16 protein-coding genes, 1 tRNA gene and 3 pseudogenes are annotated in these 20281 nt (G+C 54.1%); 6 read left to right on the top strand and 14 right to left on the bottom strand.

From position 1 onward, the window contains the following. The first annotated feature begins 63 nt into the window (after positions 1-63). The gene (locus GKZ67_RS10930) at positions 64-1251 is read left to right on the top strand and encodes a phosphoglycerate kinase (protein ID WP_173242300.1); all 1188 of its coding nucleotides are present in this window, start codon (positions 64-66) and stop codon (positions 1249-1251) included. Positions 1252-1414: 163 nt separating this feature from the next. Here GKZ67_RS10930 and GKZ67_RS10925 read toward each other — a convergent pair whose 3' ends face one another. The 5 genes from GKZ67_RS10925 to GKZ67_RS10905 form a co-directional block, all read right to left on the bottom strand. Next, positions 1415-1813, bottom strand: coding sequence for a hypothetical protein (locus GKZ67_RS10925; protein WP_254244762.1), 399 nt, complete (start codon positions 1811-1813; stop codon positions 1415-1417). Between the two features lie 47 nt (positions 1814-1860). Beyond that, positions 1861-2253, bottom strand: a complete 393-nt coding sequence (locus GKZ67_RS10920; RefSeq protein WP_173242299.1) for a hypothetical protein — start codon at positions 2251-2253, stop codon at positions 1861-1863. After that, positions 2250-2492: a hypothetical protein gene (locus tag GKZ67_RS10915; protein WP_173242298.1), complete on the bottom strand. Its 243-nt coding sequence runs from the start codon at positions 2490-2492 to the stop codon at positions 2250-2252. Before GKZ67_RS10915 ends, GKZ67_RS10920 begins: the two co-directional genes overlap by 4 nt. Before the next feature lie 84 nt (positions 2493-2576). Next, positions 2577-3803 carry a site-2 protease family protein gene (locus tag GKZ67_RS10910; RefSeq protein ID WP_254244761.1) on the bottom strand — a complete coding sequence of 409 codons (1227 nt, stop codon included), beginning with the start codon at positions 3801-3803 and terminating at the stop codon, positions 2577-2579. After that, positions 3763-4425, bottom strand: a complete 663-nt coding sequence (locus tag GKZ67_RS10905) for an HAD family hydrolase (protein ID WP_173242297.1) — start codon at positions 4423-4425, stop codon at positions 3763-3765. Before GKZ67_RS10905 ends, GKZ67_RS10910 begins: the two co-directional genes overlap by 41 nt. A 135-nt stretch (positions 4426-4560) precedes the next feature. Between GKZ67_RS10905 and GKZ67_RS10900 the strand changes: the two genes are divergently transcribed. The 4 genes from GKZ67_RS10900 to GKZ67_RS10885 all read left to right on the top strand — a co-directional run bounded on the left by GKZ67_RS10900 (position 4561) and on the right by GKZ67_RS10885 (position 6334). After that, a tRNA-Ile gene (locus tag GKZ67_RS10900) sits at positions 4561-4634 on the top strand. 204 nt (positions 4635-4838) lie between these two features. Continuing rightward, on the top strand, positions 4839-5135 hold the full coding sequence (locus tag GKZ67_RS10895) for a helix-turn-helix domain-containing protein (protein ID WP_173242296.1): 297 nt from the start codon (positions 4839-4841) through the stop codon (positions 5133-5135). A 34-nt stretch (positions 5136-5169) separates the two neighbouring features. After that, entirely contained in the window at positions 5170-5727 is a 558-nt protein-coding gene (locus GKZ67_RS10890; protein WP_173242295.1) for a helix-turn-helix domain-containing protein, read from the top strand. Continuing rightward, positions 5636-6334: an IS630 family transposase gene (locus tag GKZ67_RS10885; protein WP_173242294.1), complete on the top strand. Its 699-nt coding sequence runs from the start codon at positions 5636-5638 to the stop codon at positions 6332-6334. The genes GKZ67_RS10890 and GKZ67_RS10885 overlap by 92 nt, the downstream gene beginning before the upstream one ends. Before the next feature lie 62 nt (positions 6335-6396). Here GKZ67_RS10885 and GKZ67_RS10880 read toward each other — a convergent pair whose 3' ends face one another. The 8 genes and pseudogenes from GKZ67_RS10880 to GKZ67_RS10845 all read right to left on the bottom strand — a co-directional run bounded on the left by GKZ67_RS10880 (position 6397) and on the right by GKZ67_RS10845 (position 18633). Further along, positions 6397-9468 carry an RHS repeat-associated core domain-containing protein gene (locus tag GKZ67_RS10880; RefSeq protein WP_173242293.1) on the bottom strand — a complete coding sequence of 1024 codons (3072 nt, stop codon included), beginning with the start codon at positions 9466-9468 and terminating at the stop codon, positions 6397-6399. Between the two features lie 119 nt (positions 9469-9587). Then, on the bottom strand, positions 9588-10838 hold the full coding sequence (locus GKZ67_RS10875) for a DUF6443 domain-containing protein (RefSeq protein WP_173242292.1): 1251 nt from the start codon (positions 10836-10838) through the stop codon (positions 9588-9590). A 1136-nt stretch (positions 10839-11974) separates the two neighbouring features. Further along, complete coding sequence (locus GKZ67_RS10870) at positions 11975-12919, bottom strand: hypothetical protein (RefSeq protein WP_173242291.1); 945 nt, start codon at positions 12917-12919, stop codon at positions 11975-11977. Between the two features lie 1852 nt (positions 12920-14771). Continuing rightward, positions 14772-15329, bottom strand: coding sequence for a hypothetical protein (locus GKZ67_RS10865; protein ID WP_173242290.1), 558 nt, complete (start codon positions 15327-15329; stop codon positions 14772-14774). Between the two features lie 318 nt (positions 15330-15647). Further along, a complete protein-coding gene (locus tag GKZ67_RS10860) occupies positions 15648-17123 on the bottom strand; it encodes a GEVED domain-containing protein (protein ID WP_254244760.1) in 1476 nt (491 codons plus the stop codon). Between the two features lie 71 nt (positions 17124-17194). After that, positions 17195-17269: pseudogene (locus GKZ67_RS25150) on the bottom strand (hypothetical protein); the annotation flags it as partial. Positions 17270-17445: 176 nt separating this feature from the next. Then, positions 17446-17934 (bottom strand): annotated as a pseudogene (locus GKZ67_RS25145) (hypothetical protein); the annotation flags it as partial. A gap of 288 nt (positions 17935-18222) precedes the next feature. Then, a complete protein-coding gene (locus GKZ67_RS10845) occupies positions 18223-18633 on the bottom strand; it encodes a hypothetical protein (protein ID WP_173242287.1) in 411 nt (136 codons plus the stop codon). 571 nt (positions 18634-19204) lie between these two features. Here GKZ67_RS10845 and GKZ67_RS23500 point away from each other — a divergent pair. Then, positions 19205-19794 (top strand): annotated as a pseudogene (locus tag GKZ67_RS23500) (transposase); the annotation flags it as partial. A 121-nt stretch (positions 19795-19915) separates the two neighbouring features. Here GKZ67_RS23500 and GKZ67_RS25140 read toward each other — a convergent pair. Continuing rightward, positions 19916-20281 carry a transposase gene (locus GKZ67_RS25140; protein ID WP_410505071.1) on the bottom strand — a complete coding sequence of 122 codons (366 nt, stop codon included), beginning with the start codon at positions 20279-20281 and terminating at the stop codon, positions 19916-19918.

Here is a 20281-nt window from a genome sequence, read left to right as displayed (position 1 = left end):
TTGGGGGCGATTGCCTCGCTGCGCTCGCAAGACAAATCTTCTTCATTTCTTCACTCTCCCTCCGTGAACACCCTCGCCAACTACAACTTCGCCGGCCACCGCGCCGTGGTGCGCGTCGATTTCAACGTGCCGCTCGATAAAGACCTGCACATCACCGACGATACCCGCATTCGGGCCGCCACGCCCACCATCACCAAGATTCTCAACGATGGCGGCTCGGTAGTGCTACTCTCGCACCTGGGCCGGCCCAAGGGCGGCTACGAAAAAAAATATTCGCTCGAAAGCCTCTTGCCGCGCTTGCGCCAGGAGTATGGCCGCGACGTGCTCTGGGGCGGCGACGTGCTCTCCGCCGAAGCACTGGCCGCTGCGCAGGCGCTTCAGCCCGGCCAGGTGCTGCTGCTCGATAACGTACGCTTTCACCCCGAAGAAGAAGCCGGCAACGATGCCTTTGCCATGCACTTGGCTCGCCTTGGCGATGTGTACGTGAACGATGCTTTTGGGGCGGCGCACCGCCGCCACGCCTCTACGGCCGTGATGGCCAGCCACTTTGCCCCGGCCAACCGCGTGGGCGGCTTACTGCTGCAAGGCGAGCTGGAGAATGCCCAGAAAGTGCTCGATAATCCGCAGCGGCCCTTCACGGCCATTATGGGCGGGGCCAAGATTTCGGATAAGATATTGCTGATTGAGCGGCTGCTGGATAAGGTGGACAACCTGCTTATCGGGGGCGGCATGGCCTACACGTTTGCCGTGGCCGAGGGCGGCCATGTGGGCAGCTCCTTGCTCGAAGCCGACAAAGTAGACCTGGCCAAAAGCCTCATTGCCAAGGCCAAAGAAAAAGGCGTGAACCTGGTACTGCCCGGCGACAGCCTCATCGCTGATAAGTTTGCCAACGATGCCAACGTGGACGTGGCGCCCAATGGCAGCATTCCGGTGGGCTGGATGGGCCTCGACCTCGGCCCCGGCGCCCGCGAGCAGTTTGCCGGCATCATTCAGGACTCGAAAACCATTCTTTGGAATGGTCCGATGGGTGTATTTGAGATGAGCAATTTCTCGCTGGGTACCGAGTACGTTGCCCGCGCCATTGCCGAAGCCACTGAGGCGGGTGCCTACTCGCTCATCGGGGGCGGCGATTCGGCGGCGGCTGTGCAGCAGCTCGGCTTTGCCGACCGCGTGAGCTATATCAGCACCGGCGGCGGCGCGCTGCTCGAATTTATGGAAGGCAAAGAGCTGCCCGGCGTCAAGGCGTTGTAAGGGTAGCGTTATGATAATTAAGAGGCTATCCGAAAAATAATCAGACCGTCATGCTGAGCTTGTCGGAGCATCTCGCTCGCTTCGTTGAACGAATCATACGGCGCGGTAGAGATGCTTCGACAAGCTTAGCATGACGGTCTTTCCTATAAATCGAGTTGGCTAGCTAAGCGGCCTTTTTTTCCAGCGCCCCCAACAGCTCATCGGCGGCTTTTTCAATATCGTGGTAGCCTTGCTGGGCGGCGCGCTCCTTGGCGGCAATCAGGCCATCGCGGTGCACGGTTTTGAAGTCGCCGTAGGGAAACTTGTAGCGGCCCTTGGTGTCTTCGCCCTGGCTTTTGTCTTCGCCAAGATGCCACTTAGCGTACTCCTCAATCTCGTGCTTTTTGAGAAAGGCGTTTTCCTGGGTCGAGCCAGGGTTATGCTGGCCCCAGTGGCCTTCATCATTCTTGATTTTGCCGTCTTTTATCAGGCTTTTAGCAAACGTGACAGCGGCTTTATTCAGGGTAATGCTCATGGCAGGAGGTGAAAATGGTACCTCCGCAATACGAGCAGGCGTGGGCACGGGGTTATAGTCGGGCTTAGCGCAGACAGCTTCTTAAGCCTAGATGGCTAATTCACGTAAGGCGGCTCCAGCTTCTGGCCCATGCTTTTGAAGCCGCGGCCGGGCAGGCGGCCGGTGAGGCGCGTGGCCAGGGCCTGGGCCTCGGGCATATCGAGCACAGCCAGCTCGTGCAGCCAGGCCAGGCGGCGCAGCTGCGGCTCAATGAGGCCCAGCGGATTGATGGGCGCATATTCGCGCCGCAGGTAAGTCTTGGTGTGCTTTTCGAGGTGCTCGACAAAAGTGCGCAGCTGGCCACGGTCGGCGGGGTGGTCGGCCAGCACAACTTTGAGGTGGGCTGTGTGCACAATGGCCTGGTGCCACCAGTTGCGGTGCGCATAAAACACGAACCCGCCCAGGGCTGCCATGCCGCCGAAGAGCCAGCTCCATTCCTCGTTGCTCAACGAAGCCCCAGGTTGACGTGCAGGAGTTTCAGCAGCCAGAAAATGCCCACGATGGCCCAGCGCCACTGAATTTGGGGCGTTGTGTTACGGTACTCCACTTCAATGGGCAGCAGCTCTTCGTACGGAATCTCGACGGCAATATCGATGCGGCCCCGGCCGTCGCGCTGGCTCACGAAGAGGCCGTTTTCGCGGAGGGCAAGCTGGGTAGAGCGGGTAAGCTGCTTTTGTTGAAACTTCATATAGCTATTGTGGCCAGCCATTGCTAAAAATCAGCATGCCGGAAAGTATTGGTAAGAAAGCAGCCCCGCACTAGCTGCCCGCTGCTACGAGCTTAAAGGGGAGGAGGAAAAGCACAAAATAAATAGCCCGACCAGTAGCCAGCCCAACAGCTGCCGGCCCCGGCTGAGCGGGCGGTCGTCGGGCGCTACCGGATGATAAATCCCTGAAAGGCGCCCCAGCAGCAACCCAAATACCAGCCAGCCGGGCTGCCCAAGGGTGCCCGGCCAGGCTGTAGCCACGCCTAGCTGGGCCGCCCACACTCCGGCGGCCACTACCATTCCCCACCACACTTTGGGTAGCATATGCCAGAATACCAGCCCAAGATACAAGGCATAGGGCAGCCCACCGTACAGCCAGGTTTCCCAGCCGCTGCGCAAGGAAAAGATGCCCAGGCCGGCATAGAAAATGAAGGCTACAAACAGTACTGCCGACAGCCGGCCGGCGCGGCGTGCGCCCAGCAGACCATACATAAGGTGCCCCCCGTCGAGCTGCCCGATGGGGAGCAGATTGAGGGCGGTGAAAAACAAGCTCAGCTCGCCCGCCACCAGCAGCGGGTAGCGCAGCAGCAGGTTGGGCGGTGGCAGGCGGTGCGGGTCGGCAAATGTGTGTTCGAGCCAGCGGTAGAGGAGTGGCTGGGCCAGCGTAAAGTCGGGCGCACGGTAGCGGGCCAGGCTATGGGTAGTCACGAGCAGGTACTCGGCCTGGTCGGGCAGGTGGGTAAAGGCATAGATGAGCAGCAGTATTGCCACTACCAGCCCGGCCAGGGGGCCAGCTGCCCCGATATCAAAAAACTCGCGCCGCGAGAATATCCGGTCCTTTATTCTGATAACTGCCCCGAAGGTGCCCAGTCCAAAGGGCATGGGCAGAAAATAGGGAAGCGAAGTGCGCACCTTGTTAAACCGCGCCGTAAAGTAGTGCCCAAACTCATGTATGGCCAGCACCCCCAAAAATGGACCCGCATAAAGCAGCCCCCAGCTTAGCTGGGCCCAGCGCTCGGCAGCCGGCAGGCCCAGCACGTCGAAAGCAATGCCATCGGGCCCGCTGCGCAGCAGTTGCACCCCGGCTACAACGGTTGTAGCCAGCGTGAGCAGAAACAGCCCCAGGTGCAGGGCATAGCGCCAGCCCGGCCGCATGGGCGGCCGCTCGTAGCGCCGAAACAGGCCTCTGGCCCAGGCCCGGCGAGCTGGGGCCGCCTCACCGGCGGTGTCGGCGGGCCAGCCGGCCAGCGGCTCAGGCAACGGGTGGTTCGGGGTATTCTCGGGGAAAGACACGCAGGGCTTCGGGCAGGGCGGTGGTAAGAGTAAGGGGCGGGGCCAGGTGCAAAACATGCAGCCCCAGGCGGCGGGCCGTGGCAATGTGCTGCGGACTGTCTTCAATGAATAACGTCTCAGCAGCCTGCCAGTTCATTTCGCGCAGCGCGTGTCGGAATATCTCCTCGCCCGGCTTGCGCAAGCCCACCACCTGGGAGTAAAACACCCGGTCGAGGCAGTCGGCAATACCGTGCTGAAAGCCATACTGCTGAGCCAGCCGACGGTTTACCGCTTCAATATGCAGCACGTTGGTATTAGAAAGCAAGGCCGTTTGGTGCCCCCGACGGCGCAACTCACCGATTATGGCCAGCCGCTCGGCGGGCACCTCGAGCAGCAGCGCTCCCCAGGCGGCATCGATTTCTTCGTCGGTGCCTTCGAGCTGGTAATGCGTGCGCAGTCCGGCCCGAAACTCGACGGGCGAGATATGGCCCGTTTCCAGCTGGTCAAACAGTTCGGCCTGACTGGCCTGGCTGAACTCAACGGTGCTGCCGGCGCGGCTCAGGCGGCGCAGCGCCGCCGGGGTGCGGGCATAGTCGATGTCGATGATGACGCCGCCAAAATCAAAAAGCAGGTTGGGAAGCATAGTGGAGAGCAGGGGCCGAAAGCCACCGGCCAGCAAAGGTCGGGCTCAAAAGATGCCTCGCTGGCCAAAACTGCACACGCAATTCCCCATCCTGGCGTAACTTTGAGGCGTCTGCCACCTGCGGGTGCCGGCACCGGGCCTATAGCTCAATCGGTTAGAGCAGCTGACTCATAATCAGCAGGTCCTTGGTTCGATTCCAAGTGGGCCCACGAAAAACCCTGTTTCCAGGCTGGAAACAGGGTTTTTTCTTTTATGTCGGACGTTATATCGGACACTTTTCTTCAACTAGGTAAAAGTTGGGTAGTTTTTATTTGTCGCATGGCTAAAAAAGAAGCAAGCATCAGCGAAGGCGCCCTTCTCACTGGGGTAAACAAATGCGGGTTGACTTATCGCGAAGGGTAAACAAAAGAGCTATGGATAATTCCTTTGAAGCGATTGCCCGCCGATTGGACAACCTTGAGGCATTGCTAGTAGAAATACTAACGCACTTACGCAGCAGCACTAGTATACCTAAAATTGGCGGTATTGAACTGGCGCAGCAAATAACCCGCTTGAGTAAGGCTCGCCTTTATGCTTTGGTATCTGCTCGGCAAATTCCTCATGCAAAGCGTGGGAACAAGCTTTACTTCACCCAAGCAGAATTGCAAGCGTGGGTTATGAATGGTAAGCGCAGCAGTCCTAAGCAACTAGTGCTTAGTCAGGGAAGTTAACTAACAAAATGGAGGCCTTTGGGGTTAGGCTAGTATGGCCCGACCACTCACTTCTTTTGCCCTACCGACCGCCGACCAGGCTGCCCTGGAAAACTTCACTCGCACAGGCTGCCGCCCGGTGCGGGCCGTGCGCCGCGCCCAGGCCCTATTGGCCTTAGCTACGGGTATCGGCCAACAGGCGACCGGTAAAGCCGTGGGCCTGAGCCGGCAGACCGTCAGTGAGCTGCGCCGCCGCTACGAAGCGGGCGGCTGGCAGTTTGCCCTGACCGAGGCCCCGCGCAGCGGCACGCCCCCGCGCTTCGACGGCCCCCAGCGGGCGGCGCTCACGGCCCTGGCCTGCACCCCGGCCCCGGTGGGCCACAGCCGCTGGACCCTGCGCCTGCTGGCTGATAAAGCCGTGGAACTGGCGCTGGTAGACACCATTTCCCACGAAACAGTGGCGCAGGTGCTCAAAAAAACGAGGTGCAGCCTCACCGCCAGCAGCACTGGTGCCTGGGGCAGTGAACGCCGCGTTTGTAGCTCGGATGGAAGACGTGCTGGCCGTGTACGAGCGGCCCTACCACCCACTTTTTCCGGTCGTTTGCGTCGATGAGCGCCCCTGCGTGCTCCACGGCCAACCCGTCGAGCCCCTGCCGCCGGTCCCGGCCCGACCTGCGGCGGGTGAACAGCCGGCCAAAGCCGGGCGGCCCCGCCGCGAGAGTAGCACGTATGTGCGCCAGGGCACGGCCTGCCTGCTGGCGGCCTTCGAGCCGGGTACCGGCCAGCGTCTGGTCGAGGTCTCGGCCCGCCGCACCGGGGCCGACTACTGCCGCTTCATGCAGAACCTGGCCGCCCACTACCCCCACGCCGAGAAAATCGTGCTCGTGCAGGACAACCTCAACACCCACACGGATGCCGTTTTTTACCAACACCTGCCCGCCGCCCAGGCCCGCGCCCTAGCCGCGCGCTTCGAGGTGCATTACACCCCCAAAAACGCCTCCTGGCTCAACATGGTCGAACTCGAACTCTCGGCCATCGCCCGCCAGTGCCTGCACCAGCGCATCCCCACCCTGACTGAACTCACCGCCCACGTCGCCGCGTGCGTGGCCCAGCGCAATGCGGCGCGGGCCACCGTAAAATGGCAGTTCACCCTCGAAAAAGCGCGCGTCAAACTCGACCGCCACTATCAGAAAATTAGGGCAGCTAATTTGCCTGACTGAGCACTAGACTACCTCAAATTACAACCCCACTACCGGTTAAACCACTAAATTGATAATTAAAATTATGGAATAAATAAAGGCAGAGGTATTGGTTCATATACGGGCATTGGCTCGAATGTTGGTATCTCAGGCATTGTAGGCATGGGAGTACCTGGCGCAAATGGAGTCGGGACAGTTACAGGGTTGGTGCTAGGCGCTGGTGCAGTTTCTTTCCGTGGTTTATTTGAAGGCCTAGGAACAACTAAAAATGGTGTTCCATCTGTGTAGCCAAAACTTCTGTAAAGTTGATTCAAATCCTTCGCCTGCTCAGCATTTTCACTCTCTGGAACATATTGCACAACTGCATTTGTTCCATTCATACTTTCGTATGTAGAAACATAGGGATATTCATCTCTCTCAAGACCTAACCATTTTAATGAGACATAATCTCCTGTGGATTCACGTCTCGCTTTGCTTTTCTCATTGAGAGAATCATATTTTTTATAATGTAATAATTGAGGCTTACCCACATTGAACGCAGCCTTAGTAAAGTAATATATATAAGGGGTTTTGTCTTCATCAACGAAATGTATATTTCCTGTGAAATTAGTCTGGCTCAAACCAGAAAAAAGCGTCCGAGCATCATTTTCTGTAAATCTGAGTCCCCCTTCAATGTTTAGAATCTCTCTCCCGTCAACATCTACATAGGACAGAGCATTATTTTCACTGAAATTATAAGGACTCCAAGAAAAGTATTTGTCACTAAGAGGATCGATTACATTCCACCTTCCAATTTGCGAGTTATACATTCGCGCCCCATAATCAATCCAATTCAACCCAAAGTCAGCCTGCTTTTCTTTTCCGTTGAACTGAAACAGAGAGTTAGGATCACCATCCTGTTCAATACCGACTAGGTTTAGTCCAAAAGGGTCATAGTGATTTTCCTGATAAGGAGTTGAAGCAATGGCTTGTAGCGACATGTCATCAAAGTAAGCCGCAACGCCACTTTCGTTCACTAAGCTTACATGTACGAAACCTGCGCTGTCGGCCTTAGTGCTCACCTGTAGATGCTGCCATTCATCGTTAGCCGTGCGCTTAATAGCCTGTATCTTGGTCGCTATCAATTGGCTATCTTTATTAAATAGCTCGTAGCGTAAGTATGCGTTAGGCAGTTGCGCCTGCTTGATTTGTAACAACTCAGGTATTATGGCAATGCTTGTCCCAATAAAGGGCAACCAGTGACGGCGACTCGCTACCGGCTGGGTCTGGTCAGTTCCTGCCTGACCAGGTGCGCCAGTCACGATTCCTCCCATAACCAGAGCACCTTTTTGAAAAACCGTTCCAGCAACCGCTCCTCGGTCATAGCGCCCGTATACTTCAGCACGAATGCTATCCCCAACTGCTACCTTCAACCGGACACTGGGACCATCACGGCGGCCCGTTTTGGCATTAAGTCGCGCCACATAAGAGCCTGTACGAGCGTTATCAGGGTCAGCCAAGCGGGTTTCGGCCAGGTGTTGGAACTGTTGCTCCTCTTTAGGCGCATTAATTGCTTCCATCCCGGCTCGAAATTGTGTAACTGTGCCGTTATCCTTATCTGCTCGGAAGGCAAAACGCAAGTTTCCTAGGTGGTCTTTCAGGTGATATTCGTACTTCCAGCTATAGTCCGTATTGTTGGACGAGGGGATGTACAAGACGCGTCCTTCGGGCGAGGGAGCAAAGCTCAACACGTCATTTATATATACAAGTCCATCGACATAGTCAGTTGTCATAAGTGGTGAGCCATATCCACTAGTTATCTTACGTATTTTTTGTCCTGTTGCTGTATGGATATAAGTAATTCTGTTATAGGCTGTCGCCGCATAGTCCAGTAGCCCAATGCTCGTGTAAGCGAAGCTTTCCTGCTTATTGTTATCGCGTGTGAGTCGACCGGATGCATCGTATAAGTACTCCGGTGCACTAGGCGAATAGCGACTTCCGTTATCCCTAAAATTGTGGGTAGCTGGTAGTGGTGACGTATTGTCCTGGTCTACACCAACCAAGTTATTAGCCTTGTAGTAATATGTTAATTTGTCCAAATCCCCATATACTGTAGGATTAGCTGGATCGAGCTGCCCCTTCCGCTCCATCCGGGTTATGTTTCCATTGGCATCGTACGCAATCTTAGGCACCGAAAAATCAGTACTATAAATCTGCCACCCACTTCCTTCGTACGTGCGGTAAGGTGCCGTTAGCAGGCGATTGGTTTTATCATAGCTGTAAGAGTAGCCGCGTAACTTTTGCAAGTCGCTTCTTCCCCGCGTGTGCCACATCACTTCCGAGATATTGCCATTGTATTGAGGCGTGCTTAATTGCAGATTCTGGTAGTCATTATACATGATCTCCATTCCAAAAAGATCAGGCTGTGTCGTAGTCGGATCGTCTTGATTGGGGTCAGCTCCATTGAATGAGGACCCATTATTGGATAGGTTACGGTCGTTGATATTAGCCAACCATCCTCGGATGGTATATCGATAGTCTACTGATTGCAAAAAAGAGGGATTGCTGGTGGACGCCCAATCTGCGCTATGGAGTTTTTTGTCGATGAGCTGGCCTACTGCATTATACGTATTGTCACCGACCAGAATTTCCGGATGCAGGAGTGTGTTAGGAACCCCGTAGTCCATTTGCTGAAATTCCTGTCTTAAGCGGCCCACCTGGTCGTAAACGTACCGGTTACGAATGCTGTGGGTAGTATTATTATGGAGTTGAGTGAGTAGGGTACTTTGCGATAGACCAGTAAAGCTGAGCTGCGTAGTAATCCGCGTGGATCCGGTTGGATTCGTATCCCCTTGGTAATTATCTTCTTGTGACTGGATGGGCCGGGCCCATTCATCATAGAAAGTGGCCGTCACCAGCCACGGCGCGGCACTGGTCAGTACTCGCTCTGCCTTTCCCGTCACTTGCCCTAGGGTCGAAGCGGAAATCCCACCTGCTGCGTTCTCATTGACAAAGGTGCGGCTGCTTAGCTGGGGATAGGTATAATCATCGTAGAATGTCAGCGTTTGTACCTGAGAATCCGTCAATGGTGGATACGCCTGATTCAGACTATATCCCAGTCCGGTGCTTACGCGCCCTTCCGTCAGCACGGATTGGCCATCCAAGGCATTCTGCAACGTTTGGCGATCTTGATTAAGTAGTGCGTAAGCCGTTAAAATAGGTCGTCCTTGTCCATCGTACTTGGTTATCCACCAGGGCTGGCCAGAACTGGCGGCCTGCTGCTGGTCCTGGGTAGCTACGACTCTGTCGGCGTGGTCGTAGGCATAGTACGTGCTCCCCCGCCCGGCACCTGCTTCTCGATGATGCGCTGGCGAATATCATGCTTGTAGAGAAAGCACCACTGACTTAGAAAGGTAGCATCGACTACGCTACTACCTTGGGTCCGAACTGCTTGAGCGCCCATGGGCTGCACTACTGCTTTAAGTAAGTCCAAATCATCATAGACATAGTATGTCTCTAGGTATTCTATTATACGTTCATTAGTGGGGGCATAAGTTGCTGTTACAACAAGCGTTTTGGAATTTCCAGGGCTTGGGTCAACCGGGAAGGTGGTGTTGTCTACAGTAAATGAAACAGCTTGATTAGAGGCCGTTAAAGTAGGGGCGACAAGGGTTCGAACGCGACTTGTTACGTCAGTACTACTGGCAAATGCGAAATCAGCGCAGGTGCCCGATCCGGTGCCATAAGTAGCAGATTGAATGCCGGTTAAAATCATCCCGGCAGGAGCTTGTAGCGTGAGCGTACCCGTACCAAGTATACTTGAGCAGGTGATTCCACCCGAAGTCGTAGCCTGCGATTTCTTAAGAATTAGCCGCCCCTTACTGTCTTTGTATTCCAGCGTACGGTCATTATGCTCGTTGTAGGTTTCCGTAACTGCTAATTGCCCCGCTGGATAGGCAGTAGTATTAACGGTCAGCGGCAAGGTCGCACCCGTAGTATATGTCCATTGCATTACGTCATCCTGACCAATCCCAGGACCCGTGTTAGTACGCACCTGCTGCTTCATGCTGTGGTTGGAAGCAGCATGCGGACTAAACTGCTGAGGCTGCCAAGCGAGACCTACCGCCCCTTGCTGTTCTATCCTCCCTACTGGTGATGCCTCGTAGAGCGTGACTGCCTGCGGGGCCACATCGTTCATGACGAAGTCCCCGTTGACCTGATAAAAAGCTGCTTGTTGATTGCTATTAGAGGTTTGCGTTGGCAACGCATCAATTTTGAAGTCCCCGAAATTGCCCTGAGTATAAGGCAGGAAGTTCCCTTTAGGACGGCTATACTCGTCGTAAGCCATCGGTGTTACGATATCTAAGTTGCTCGGGCTGGCCTGACGGGCGACTGTTTGCCAGGAACGGCCCAGGCCATCGAAATAAGTGGTACTGATTTGCAGTTGGTCAAGCGGGAGGTTATCCATCCCCTGCTCCTGCGTCACATCTTGGATGCGTGGCGTGCGAGTAGTGATGTAATTGCGGTCGCTGAAGATAACGCGCACCCGAATCTGTAAGGGTGGGGAAGTAAGCCCGCAGTGCGTACCTATCACAGTATAGGTCGTGTTTATAATAGGGGACGCTTGGGCGGTAGAGCCGTCGGTAGATAGTGTTAGACCAGTAGTGGGTGACCAGGTATAAGTATCTGCTCCCGTTAGCACAATTGCCACTCCGGCGTCCCCAGCACTCGCGTGTAATTGGTAGAGCCAGCATTAGCAACGGCAATAGTTGGGGGTAGCGGACTAGTCGTCAGGTTTAGTAGGGCACTCCCTGAGGACGCTCCTACTTGGCTGGTTATAACAGCATAATACGTTCCGACCGGTAAGTCCTGACTTAGAAAGGAAGAGGTTGCGCTACAAGGATACCCTGAATTTGGCAAGTTATCATTGGAAGCAATTACTGCATCCGAATTGTCTGTTAAGTAAAGAAATGTATCGTAAGAAGAGTAGCAGGTGCTTAGGGTGATATGTTTTGGTTCAGACAATGTAAATCTATAATAAGATGCTGGTTGTCCACTCTGATGATAATTGTCGTTGCATGGACTTAGTGTGCTCCCCTGCTGCCCGTTGTAGCTACACTGACTTAAGGTGCCAAAATCGATCGGATTGGCACGGGTATTTCCAGGAGTCGCAGGACAGGTAACGGTTATAGTTAAACTGCCATCATCCACCGGGCTATAAGGGTAAGAACTGCCCGGTATTTGGTAATGGATGCGCCAGGTACCGGGTTTCGTCCAGTGAATAGTTGCCTGCTGTGAGGAAGGGGCAGGGTTATTTAGTTCTAGACTTCCTCCCCGTCCACTACCCAAGACCAGCTTTGCCAGGCACTAGCATTCGATCCGCTGTAACTGTAGGCATGGGTTTCTCCGACAACGGCCGAAAGACTATACGTACTGGCGGCGTCGTGAATATTATAATTATTTGGAGTCTGACCTTGCGCCGCCATACTGGCGCCGCAGCAGGAAGCCAGTAATAACCATCCAAAAATATGGGAAAGATGAAAAGCTGAATAGGCGCTTCTACTCCATTTTAAGAAGTAACGTACTAAGCAGAGTACTTGAATATTATCGTTGCTACGATATGCAGCAGAATAGGAAAGAGCTCGCATAAAAGAAAAAATGTATTTTTGAAAGAAAGCGAGCTTAATGCTGTTGATAATGGTATTCGAGTGCTTGCCGAATTCCTTTGCGGTGATCTTTGACTAAGAGCAGGCGCTGCTGTGCATCGTACTCATAGTAGGTAGGGTAACTGCGTGCGTCACTAATGCTGGTTGGCTGTCGGCTCTGCGCATCATAGGTGTATGTAACGATGGCAGCATCCACTGGCTGGAATCGCATGTCATCAACAAGAAACGCCTGGCCATCAGCATTGTAAACGTAAGCGTTGAGTTGAAACTGTTCCGCACTTGGCGCAATTCCTAAGCTAGTATGAGCAGCGTTGAGGTCAAGAATTACTTCTACATATTGCCATTGTCCAGCGGTATCGCTAAAGGAAGTGGCTTGGTAGCAGGAAGAATTCCCCTGTACCTGAGAACCGTCTTGCCGATTTACCCCTAAAACAAGTCGGCCGTTATTAGCGCCAAAACCGGCGTCTGTCTTCACCCAAGCGGAAAAACGATACTTAAGCTGCTGACGCACTGGACTAAAAAGGCGGCCCGGACCATAGTTGAATCCATTGGTGGCCGCGCCTAAATGCCACGAGAAGTTTCCAGTATGAGCTGTTGAAGAGATAAAGTTTTGTCCACTGGACGTCATGTTCCAGTAATCTTCATTAGGGTTACCACCCGCACCTACCCCGCTCTCAAAGCCCGTACTACTAGCCTCATTACCTCGGCTAAGATCAGTAGAAAGTGGCGGCGTTCGATCAGCATTGTGATACGTAGCTACAGGTAATTGCCCGCTATACCCCCACTGGTAAGATGTAAGTACGTCTCTATATCTTTGTTGACTAGCAATATTGCCGGTTGTGGGTTCATAGTTGATATAATACTCAGGATTGTAATTAGGATCAGGGCTAGTACCGGATGTTGACTGCTGAAAACTGGTGTACGCTAGTGGGAGAGCTAATCGTAGCTTGTCAACTTGCACTGGAACAGCCACTAGGTTCCCAGGCCCGGTTAGGGAATAATGGGTATAGGTGCCCGACACGACATTTTCTGGTCCACTGGGCTTGGTCAGCGTGGAAAAAGTTTCTACCGGCTGAGTAAGAACCCGTAATGGGCCCGCCATTGCGGCGAGAGTAGAAGAAGCAGTTGCACTGTAATCACTAGGATAAGCAGCATAATTCTTCAGGATTTGCCCATCGGCTAATGTTTTCGTAACAAGCGTAGGCTGATGATGCTGAGCGTTGTTGTAAGAGTAGGTAGTGGTGACTACCGTATGGTTCGTTTCATCATACTGGTCGTATAAAGTTTCTGTATCCGATACTTTGCGCTGCCAGTAAGAATCATTGTCATAGTACTTAACTATATCTTGAAGAGCATAGTAAGGATAAACCGGATCATATCTATTATCCTGTAAAACGAACTCATCAGGATCTCCTAGGCAAGAGCGAGGTCGTAAAACGACTCCCTTGACGGAATAGAGGTCTGAGGTTGAATACTGACTATAAATTTCGCTAACCTTCTGGTAGCTAGTTGTCTGAGCACCAAGATTAGGAGTTGTATTTTTATAAACAGTTTTTCTATAAAGCAGCCCATTGTCTGGCTGTATATGATTGGGCGTTCCAGGTACGTAGGGGGGAAGGCAGTATTTCGCCTATATTATTGTATGAATACTCAGTTTTGCCATTCACAAAAATTAGATTCCCACTTGCATCTATGGCTCCATCCAACTCCGTTACGAAACCATACCCTAATGGTCGTCCCTGTGCTGCAGTACCCATCGGGCTGATACTAGTAGCGAAACGATTAAGTACATATAAAATTACGCTTGGATATGGATAGCAATAGTTATTATCATAAGCATGCAACTCAACGTTGGAATAGTCGAGGTTTGACATCAACAGTCCACTCGATTTACCATCGGACGTTGTATAGTGATACTGTTTGATTTGGGGTTTAGCCGTAGCATCACTAAGCGAGGTAATAGTCTTAATACGGATGCCTGGTCCTGTTGTGGTAGTACCAGATGCCCCGTTGGTATAATCAGCATAGTCATTGCCCTCAAATTCGAACGTAGTGAAGCCCCGCGTAGGGTAAGTAATACTCTTTAAGCTGGCTGTCGTAACGTAAGCGCTATGATAACTGCGGTCTGCGTCCTTACTAGGATTTGAGGTAAGGGTATGGATTGTACCATTATCCGGGTACGGAAATTGAATAGTTGTGGAGCAGGGGGGAAGTAAAACACCCCGGGTATCGTTATCCAATGCCCCATTAAAGTAGCCGTAGTGGTCCTTCGCAAAGGAGTCTTTCCTCGGTAGACAGGTAGCTGTGCTCGTAGCGTCATATACGTAGTCAAAGCTATACGCAGGAGTTGCTAGGGGTCACCACCTGTTATTTGAACGCCATCCAGACGTAATCGCAGGTAGGCCTCTGGGGACCCTTCGCAATGTTTGGATTGCTGAAGTACGACTGGGTAAAATTGACACCTTTGACGAACTGGGTAATTGGGCCCGTACCACTCGCTACCAGTAAGCCCGTAATTCGTTTAGCTGGCTTGTATGAACTGGCAGATACCATATCATTCCGTAAGCTAGAATTAAAGGTTACTATACCAGTCTGATATTGAATAGAGGAAAGTATCGGGGCCGTCGTTACGTACTGACAAGTTTGAGTAATAGTCGAATAAAACATAGTTTGACTCAGCCCAATATAGTCACATTGTCTATAGCGGTCTATTACTTCCCGAGTAGTAATGCCATAAATTGAAAATGTCTTATAAGAGGAAGTTCGATCGTAGTTAAATGTTACTGTCTCCCCATCGGGAGCCGTTATAGTACTTAGAAACCAGGAACTAGTATAAGTAAAATCTGAAGGGACTGAGAAGACAGGACTGGAAGTACCCCACTAGAAGTGCCTGAAGTATTAGCTTCCGTGCGTGTCTCGGTAGTTTCGCGTTCACAGAAAACGTATTTGTACCCATCATCTGTAGTGATTTGCCAGCCTAATTGGTTATTAACCGTAACCTGACTAACAAGTAAATTGCTTTCCTGTGATTGCACATGCACCACAATACTTGATTGTCCTGCGGGCATATCGATATAAAATTTGCCGTTGTGCCCCTGGAAATTGTAATAAAAGACGTCGGGCTCCGTATCCTGAGATTTGTCGCAATAGTAACTTTCATCGGTAACTTGTTGCTGGCTGGTTTTCCCAGTGGGATCATAGCTATTGTCAGAAGTCCAACCTGGTAAAGGTCGGTGCCCACTCGTGGCATAGCCTGCTTTGCTACTGCTGCTGTATTCCTGTAAATCATCGCCATCTCGTACCGCACGCGTGATTACACCTCCCGCATTCAGCGCCCAGCCTAAACCCACATAGGAGGCTTCCTCTTCCACGCGGATGCCGGAAGCGTGATAGGATAGGGAGATCGGAACGGTATGGCGCTTAGTTTTTATCGTGTAGAGCGGAACATCTATACTAGGTGTACCTGTATAAAGAGATACTGGGATATCGCCAAACTTTCCTAGTGAGGCTGCTGATGGAGGGGAGGAATGGGTACAGAAGGAGTAGCTGGTAGGCTCGAGGGCGTTGTCTGAGCAAAAGAGAGAACGGAACTCACGACTATTGTATAGCCAGCAAGCCAGACGCGGGATAGTAGGAACACCATGCAGAGAGAAGGAAGTAAGGAGAAAAGCCTAACTGAGAACTAGACGTTATTTAGCTTGGACTTGGATACGAGCCTGACCTGGATAGCCCGCTAGACGCAGGATATACAATCCGGCAGCTAAGGTGTGACAGTCCAGCACGTAGGGTACGCCAGTAGCGGAAGCGAGCGGTTGCTGACGCACTAAACGACCCAAGGTGTCATACACCTGTAATTGTGCAGTAGCTGGCGCATGTGGCACCATTACGTGCACCTCACTGCCAGCAGGAGTAGGCCATACCTGCCACTCACTCGCCCCGCTCGAGGGAGCCAGTTGGGCCAGGGGTTCGGTAACTACGGCCGTGAAGTCGCGCACCTGTCCATTCACTTCATCCCGGGCGCAGGGCGAGCCATCGGTAAACGTCGTCGGCTGCCAACTGACGCGCAGGCGTAGGGGGCGGTTACGCACGACGGTTGCGGGCACAAGCAGCGGTAGTGTGCCGGTTTGACTCTGGCCCAGTAATACCGCCGAGCCGATGCGCTCCGTAGCCGCATCGAGCACCTCATCATCATTGCTGTCAAGCCAGGCCTGCACCCAAAAGGCCACGTGAACGCTTGTGACAGGATCAGTGAGACTCAGGCCGGTCGTCGTGCCCGCTGTCAGGGGCAGCGCGGCGACGGTACACGTTTCGTCCTGCCAGCCGGCTAGTCGGTGTGGATTGGTATAGGTCCAAGCTGTCGTTTGCAACTGGCTGATTTCCCAGAAGCCATGGGTGACTATATCGCCGCCGACGGGCCGGCAGTTGGTCGGTCGGGGTCCCTGCCCCAGTTGTGTTATCTGGACATAATTGGGGCGTGTTACCCTACTTTGCCCGTAACGGTTAGCAACCTGAAGTGAAACGGTATAGACGCCGGGTTGCGCGTACGTATGCTGTGGATGCTGCTGGGAAGAAGTCGCGCCATCCCCGAACTCCCACCGCCAGGAGTTGGGGGTCACTAGGCTGGTATCCCGCAACTGCACCGTGGCCGAGCAGCTAGGGTTCTGGTCGATAGTAAAACCGGCTAGTGGAGCTGCTGCCCCCGCCAGAATAACGACCGAGTAGTCCTCGGTGCTGGCCGTTACGTAATCGGGCAGACACGTATTATGGCGGTAAAAAGGCTGGGTTAAGTCTTGGATCGTAATGCGCAAGCGCGTTGCTCCGAGCGGGGCATTAAGCGGCAGGCGGAAAGGCAACTCAAAGGGACTGTATGTGGAGATTTCCCCAATCTGCTCGCTGGCCGTGAACACACCATCCTGGTTGTAATCCAGCCAGGCCGCTACCCGTACCCAGGGACCGGGGCCGGCAAAGGTCCAAGCCGGGGCTTCGGCGTGTAGCGTGTAGGCCTGCCCCTGGGTTAGCTCTGTATAGCGGGTGGTATAATCGACGTAGCCCGCCCGGTAGGGCCTGATCTCCACGTTATCGAGGGTATTGAGTTGAATGCGGGTAAACGTGACGCGCGCATCCGAACTGCCCCATTGCCACTCGAGGTGCAATAGGTGGGACACGCCGCGGCGACAGCAACCGGGTAACGGAGCGTATCCGTGCCAAAGGCATTCGTCGCCAGCAAACGCACTTCGTAGCCACCCGGCTTGGCATAGGTATGGGCGGGGGAGAGGAAAGGTTGCTGCTGGTGCCATCGCCAAACGCCCACTGGTAGCTGGTAGCCCCGCCCGTGGACAGGTTGATGACACCAACTTGCGTGGGGCCGCACAGTTGCTGGTACTGTACCCTGAAACGCGCAACGGGCGGTTTCGTATTGGGTAGGAAAGTGACGGTATAATCGGCTACTTGTCCTTTTTCAGGGGCCGCGCAGGGGCCATTTGCCGGGCTGCCCGCGTAATCTGTCCAAATACGAAGCCGTAAGGGGCTATTGTACACTAGACCTGTGCGGGTGCCCAGCCCAGCCAGACTGATTACGGGATTGAGTACCCCCAGTCCCTGGTAGAGGAGTTCGGTTCCTGGGTCCAGCTGGCCATCGTTATTGAGGTCAGCATACACGCGCACGTCGTGTGCGGTGGTCCCGCCGGTGGTCAGGCGCAACGTATCAGTGCCATCAGCGAGGAGCGTGGCGCGTTGACGGCAACTGGCGTCCTGGTAGCCGGCTGCTCCGCCTCCGGGAGCGTGGTCAATACCGGCGAGTTGGACGCGTTTTATGCCAAAGTCACAGCAGTAGGCCAGCGTTGCGGGCTGGCAGGTACTGGGCTTGGGCCCGTCACTGAGCACGCGCACGTAGGCGGGCTTGGTCAGGGAGTCGCAGCCGCTGGCATTACACACCCGCAGCCGCACCGGATAGGTGCCCGCCGCGGCGTAAACGTGACTCGGGGACTGCTGGGTGCTGCTCGTGCCATCCCCGAAGTCCCAGTGCCACCTAGTGGGGCATTGCGGGAGTTATCGTGCAGCTGTACGCTGCCCGAGCACGTGAGCGAATCCACAGCCCCGAACTGGGCTACGGGGCGCGGGGGCGGGGCGGCCGTAACCAGGAGGCGATAATCTTCTGTCTGAGAGTACTGCGGGGTGGTGCAGGGGCCGGGCAGGGGGAATCCACGTAGTCGGCTGCAATTCGTAGGCGCAGGCTCGTGCCCGGCGTCAGCGTTGCGGGGAGCGTCAGGCTGCCACTATGCTGCTGGCCCCCGGCGAGGAGAAGACTAATTCCCGGACGGGATCAAAGCGGCCATCCTGGTTGAAGTCGGCCCAGGCGCGCACCTGCTCCTCGGCCTGCTGTCCCGTCGTTACTCGCAGTGTATAGGTCGTGCCGCGGTCGAGCCGGATAGCGCGCTGGCAGCTGTAGTCGCGGTAGCCGTCACCGGCCCCGTTGGTAGTGGTATCTACGTTGGCCAGTTGCACCCGCAGAATCCCGAAGCCCAGGTTCAGCGAGTTAGGCGGCGCACTACCGGGCTGACAGCTGGCGGCTGGCAGACACTGCGCCCCGGCGGTGAAGCAGCGTCCTAGCAGCAGCAGACTCGCCAGCCGACGTAAAGCGAGAACTGCACGAAAAAGGAGATAGCGGTGCGGCACGAAATGGGAAAAGGAAAAAGAAGTGGTAATTAGCCCAGTCGCGGGTAGTACTGTTTGGCTCGCGAATGTGTCGATAGGCAATCTGCAGCGAGGCATAACGAGTCCCAGCAACCCAATAGGGGTTGCGGTATACCAGGGACTAACCAGAGAAAATGAAGATGGAAAGCGCGTGGTCGCTCAGACCAGGAAGGGCATAGCAAAATTGAAAGTGCCCAGTAGGACACTAAAATATTCTAATGCAACCCGTAACGTATATAACTAGAGCGGAGGAAGAGCGCGTAACTCCCGGTCTCAACCGGCAGCTAAATAATAGTGAGGCAAGTATACGACAAAAAGTATAGTAACCAAAAAAAGCTAAAAATAAAGTTGGCTTATGCAGTTTACGATATAAATATAAAATATATTTATATTGTAAATAAATGATATTTGCAGAAATTTTTTTAATTTAAAAATGATTAACTGTACTCAGAAGCAAGGTGACCTGCTCCTGTGACCTCCTCCCACTAAACTAGGCCAAGCTAAAGTAGAGCCATCAGGCACTTGTCGTACCTTAAAACCCCAGACATTTGCCATGAAAAAGACCAAGTTTACCGAGGCCCAACTCGTGTTTGCCCTGCGCCAAGCCGACACGGACGTGACCGTTGCCGAGGTGTGCCGAAAAATGGGCATCAGCGAGGCCACGTACTACAACTGGAAGAAGTATGGCGGCTTGGGCGTACCCTAACTGCGGCGGCTTAAGCAGTTAGAAGAGGAGAATCAGCACCTCAAACAGCTCGTAGCCGACCTGAGCCTCGACAAGCAGATGCTACAGGATGTACTCAAAAAAAAGTTTTGAAGCCAGTGCAGCGTCGGCACGCGGCTCAACACTTGATTGACGCCTATCGCAGCTCGGCCCGCCGGGCCTGCCGGGGCATTGGCTTGCAGCGCGCTAGCTTCGCCTACCAAGCACGTGGTCGAGATGATACCGTTTTACGCCAGCGCCTGCGCGAGTTGGCGCAAGTGCGGCTGCGCTACGGCAGTCAGCGCCTTTATATCCTGCTGCGCCGGGAAGGCTGGCCGGACAATCACAAGCGCGTCCATCGACTTTACTGTCTGGAGGGCTTGAACTTACGTAGTAAACGACCTAGGCGTAACCGGGCCGCGGCGCACCGGCTAGAACGTCTCCCACTAGGGCGGCCGCCCAGATACTGTGATAAAAGGGTTGCCTGTTGAGTAAAATTTCTGTAGTTTTAGCCTTCCAAAAGGAGAGCCTCCGGGTTCATCCTGTGTAGCCTCGGCCCGTTCACGCGGTCGGAGCTACTTCTTTTTCAGCTAGGTGCGCCGGATGGTAGTGCAGGTCATAGGCGCAATCATTCTTCCAGAGCGAGTAGCGGAGCACGAGCAGTTTGCGCATGACGGCAATTACGCCCGGCTTGCCGCTAGGCTGGCGTGCCCGCAGTCGGGCGTAAAAGGCCATCTGCTGCGGATTATAGCGTAAGCTGCTGACTGCCGGCAGATACAGAGCTGTGCGCAAACGCACATTACCTCGGCGCGAGATGCGCGTGGCCTGGGCCGAGAGCCCGCTTTGACGCTGCACCACATCCAGGCCGGCATAGGAAGCCAGTTGTCGCTCGTTTTCCACCAGGATGAAGCTGTTGGTTTCGGCCAC

The organism is Hymenobacter sp. BRD67 (genome assembly GCF_013256425.1).
In the GTDB taxonomy this organism is placed as follows: domain Bacteria; phylum Bacteroidota; class Bacteroidia; order Cytophagales; family Hymenobacteraceae; genus Hymenobacter.
This window is presented reverse-complemented; position numbering and strand designations above follow the sequence as displayed.

Excerpts from the sequence above, each read along its gene's own strand:
- GKZ67_RS10915 (WP_173242298.1), bottom strand. The coding sequence starts at position 2,492 with ATGAAGTTTCAACAAAAGCAGCTTACCCGCTCTACCCAGCTTGCCCTC.
- GKZ67_RS10905 (WP_173242297.1), bottom strand. The coding sequence starts at position 4,425 with ATGCTTCCCAACCTGCTTTTTGATTTTGGCGGCGTCATCATCGACATC.
- GKZ67_RS10895 (WP_173242296.1), top strand. The coding sequence starts at position 4,839 with ATGGATAATTCCTTTGAAGCGATTGCCCGCCGATTGGACAACCTTGAG.
- GKZ67_RS10890 (WP_173242295.1), top strand. The coding sequence starts at position 5,170 with ATGGCCCGACCACTCACTTCTTTTGCCCTACCGACCGCCGACCAGGCT.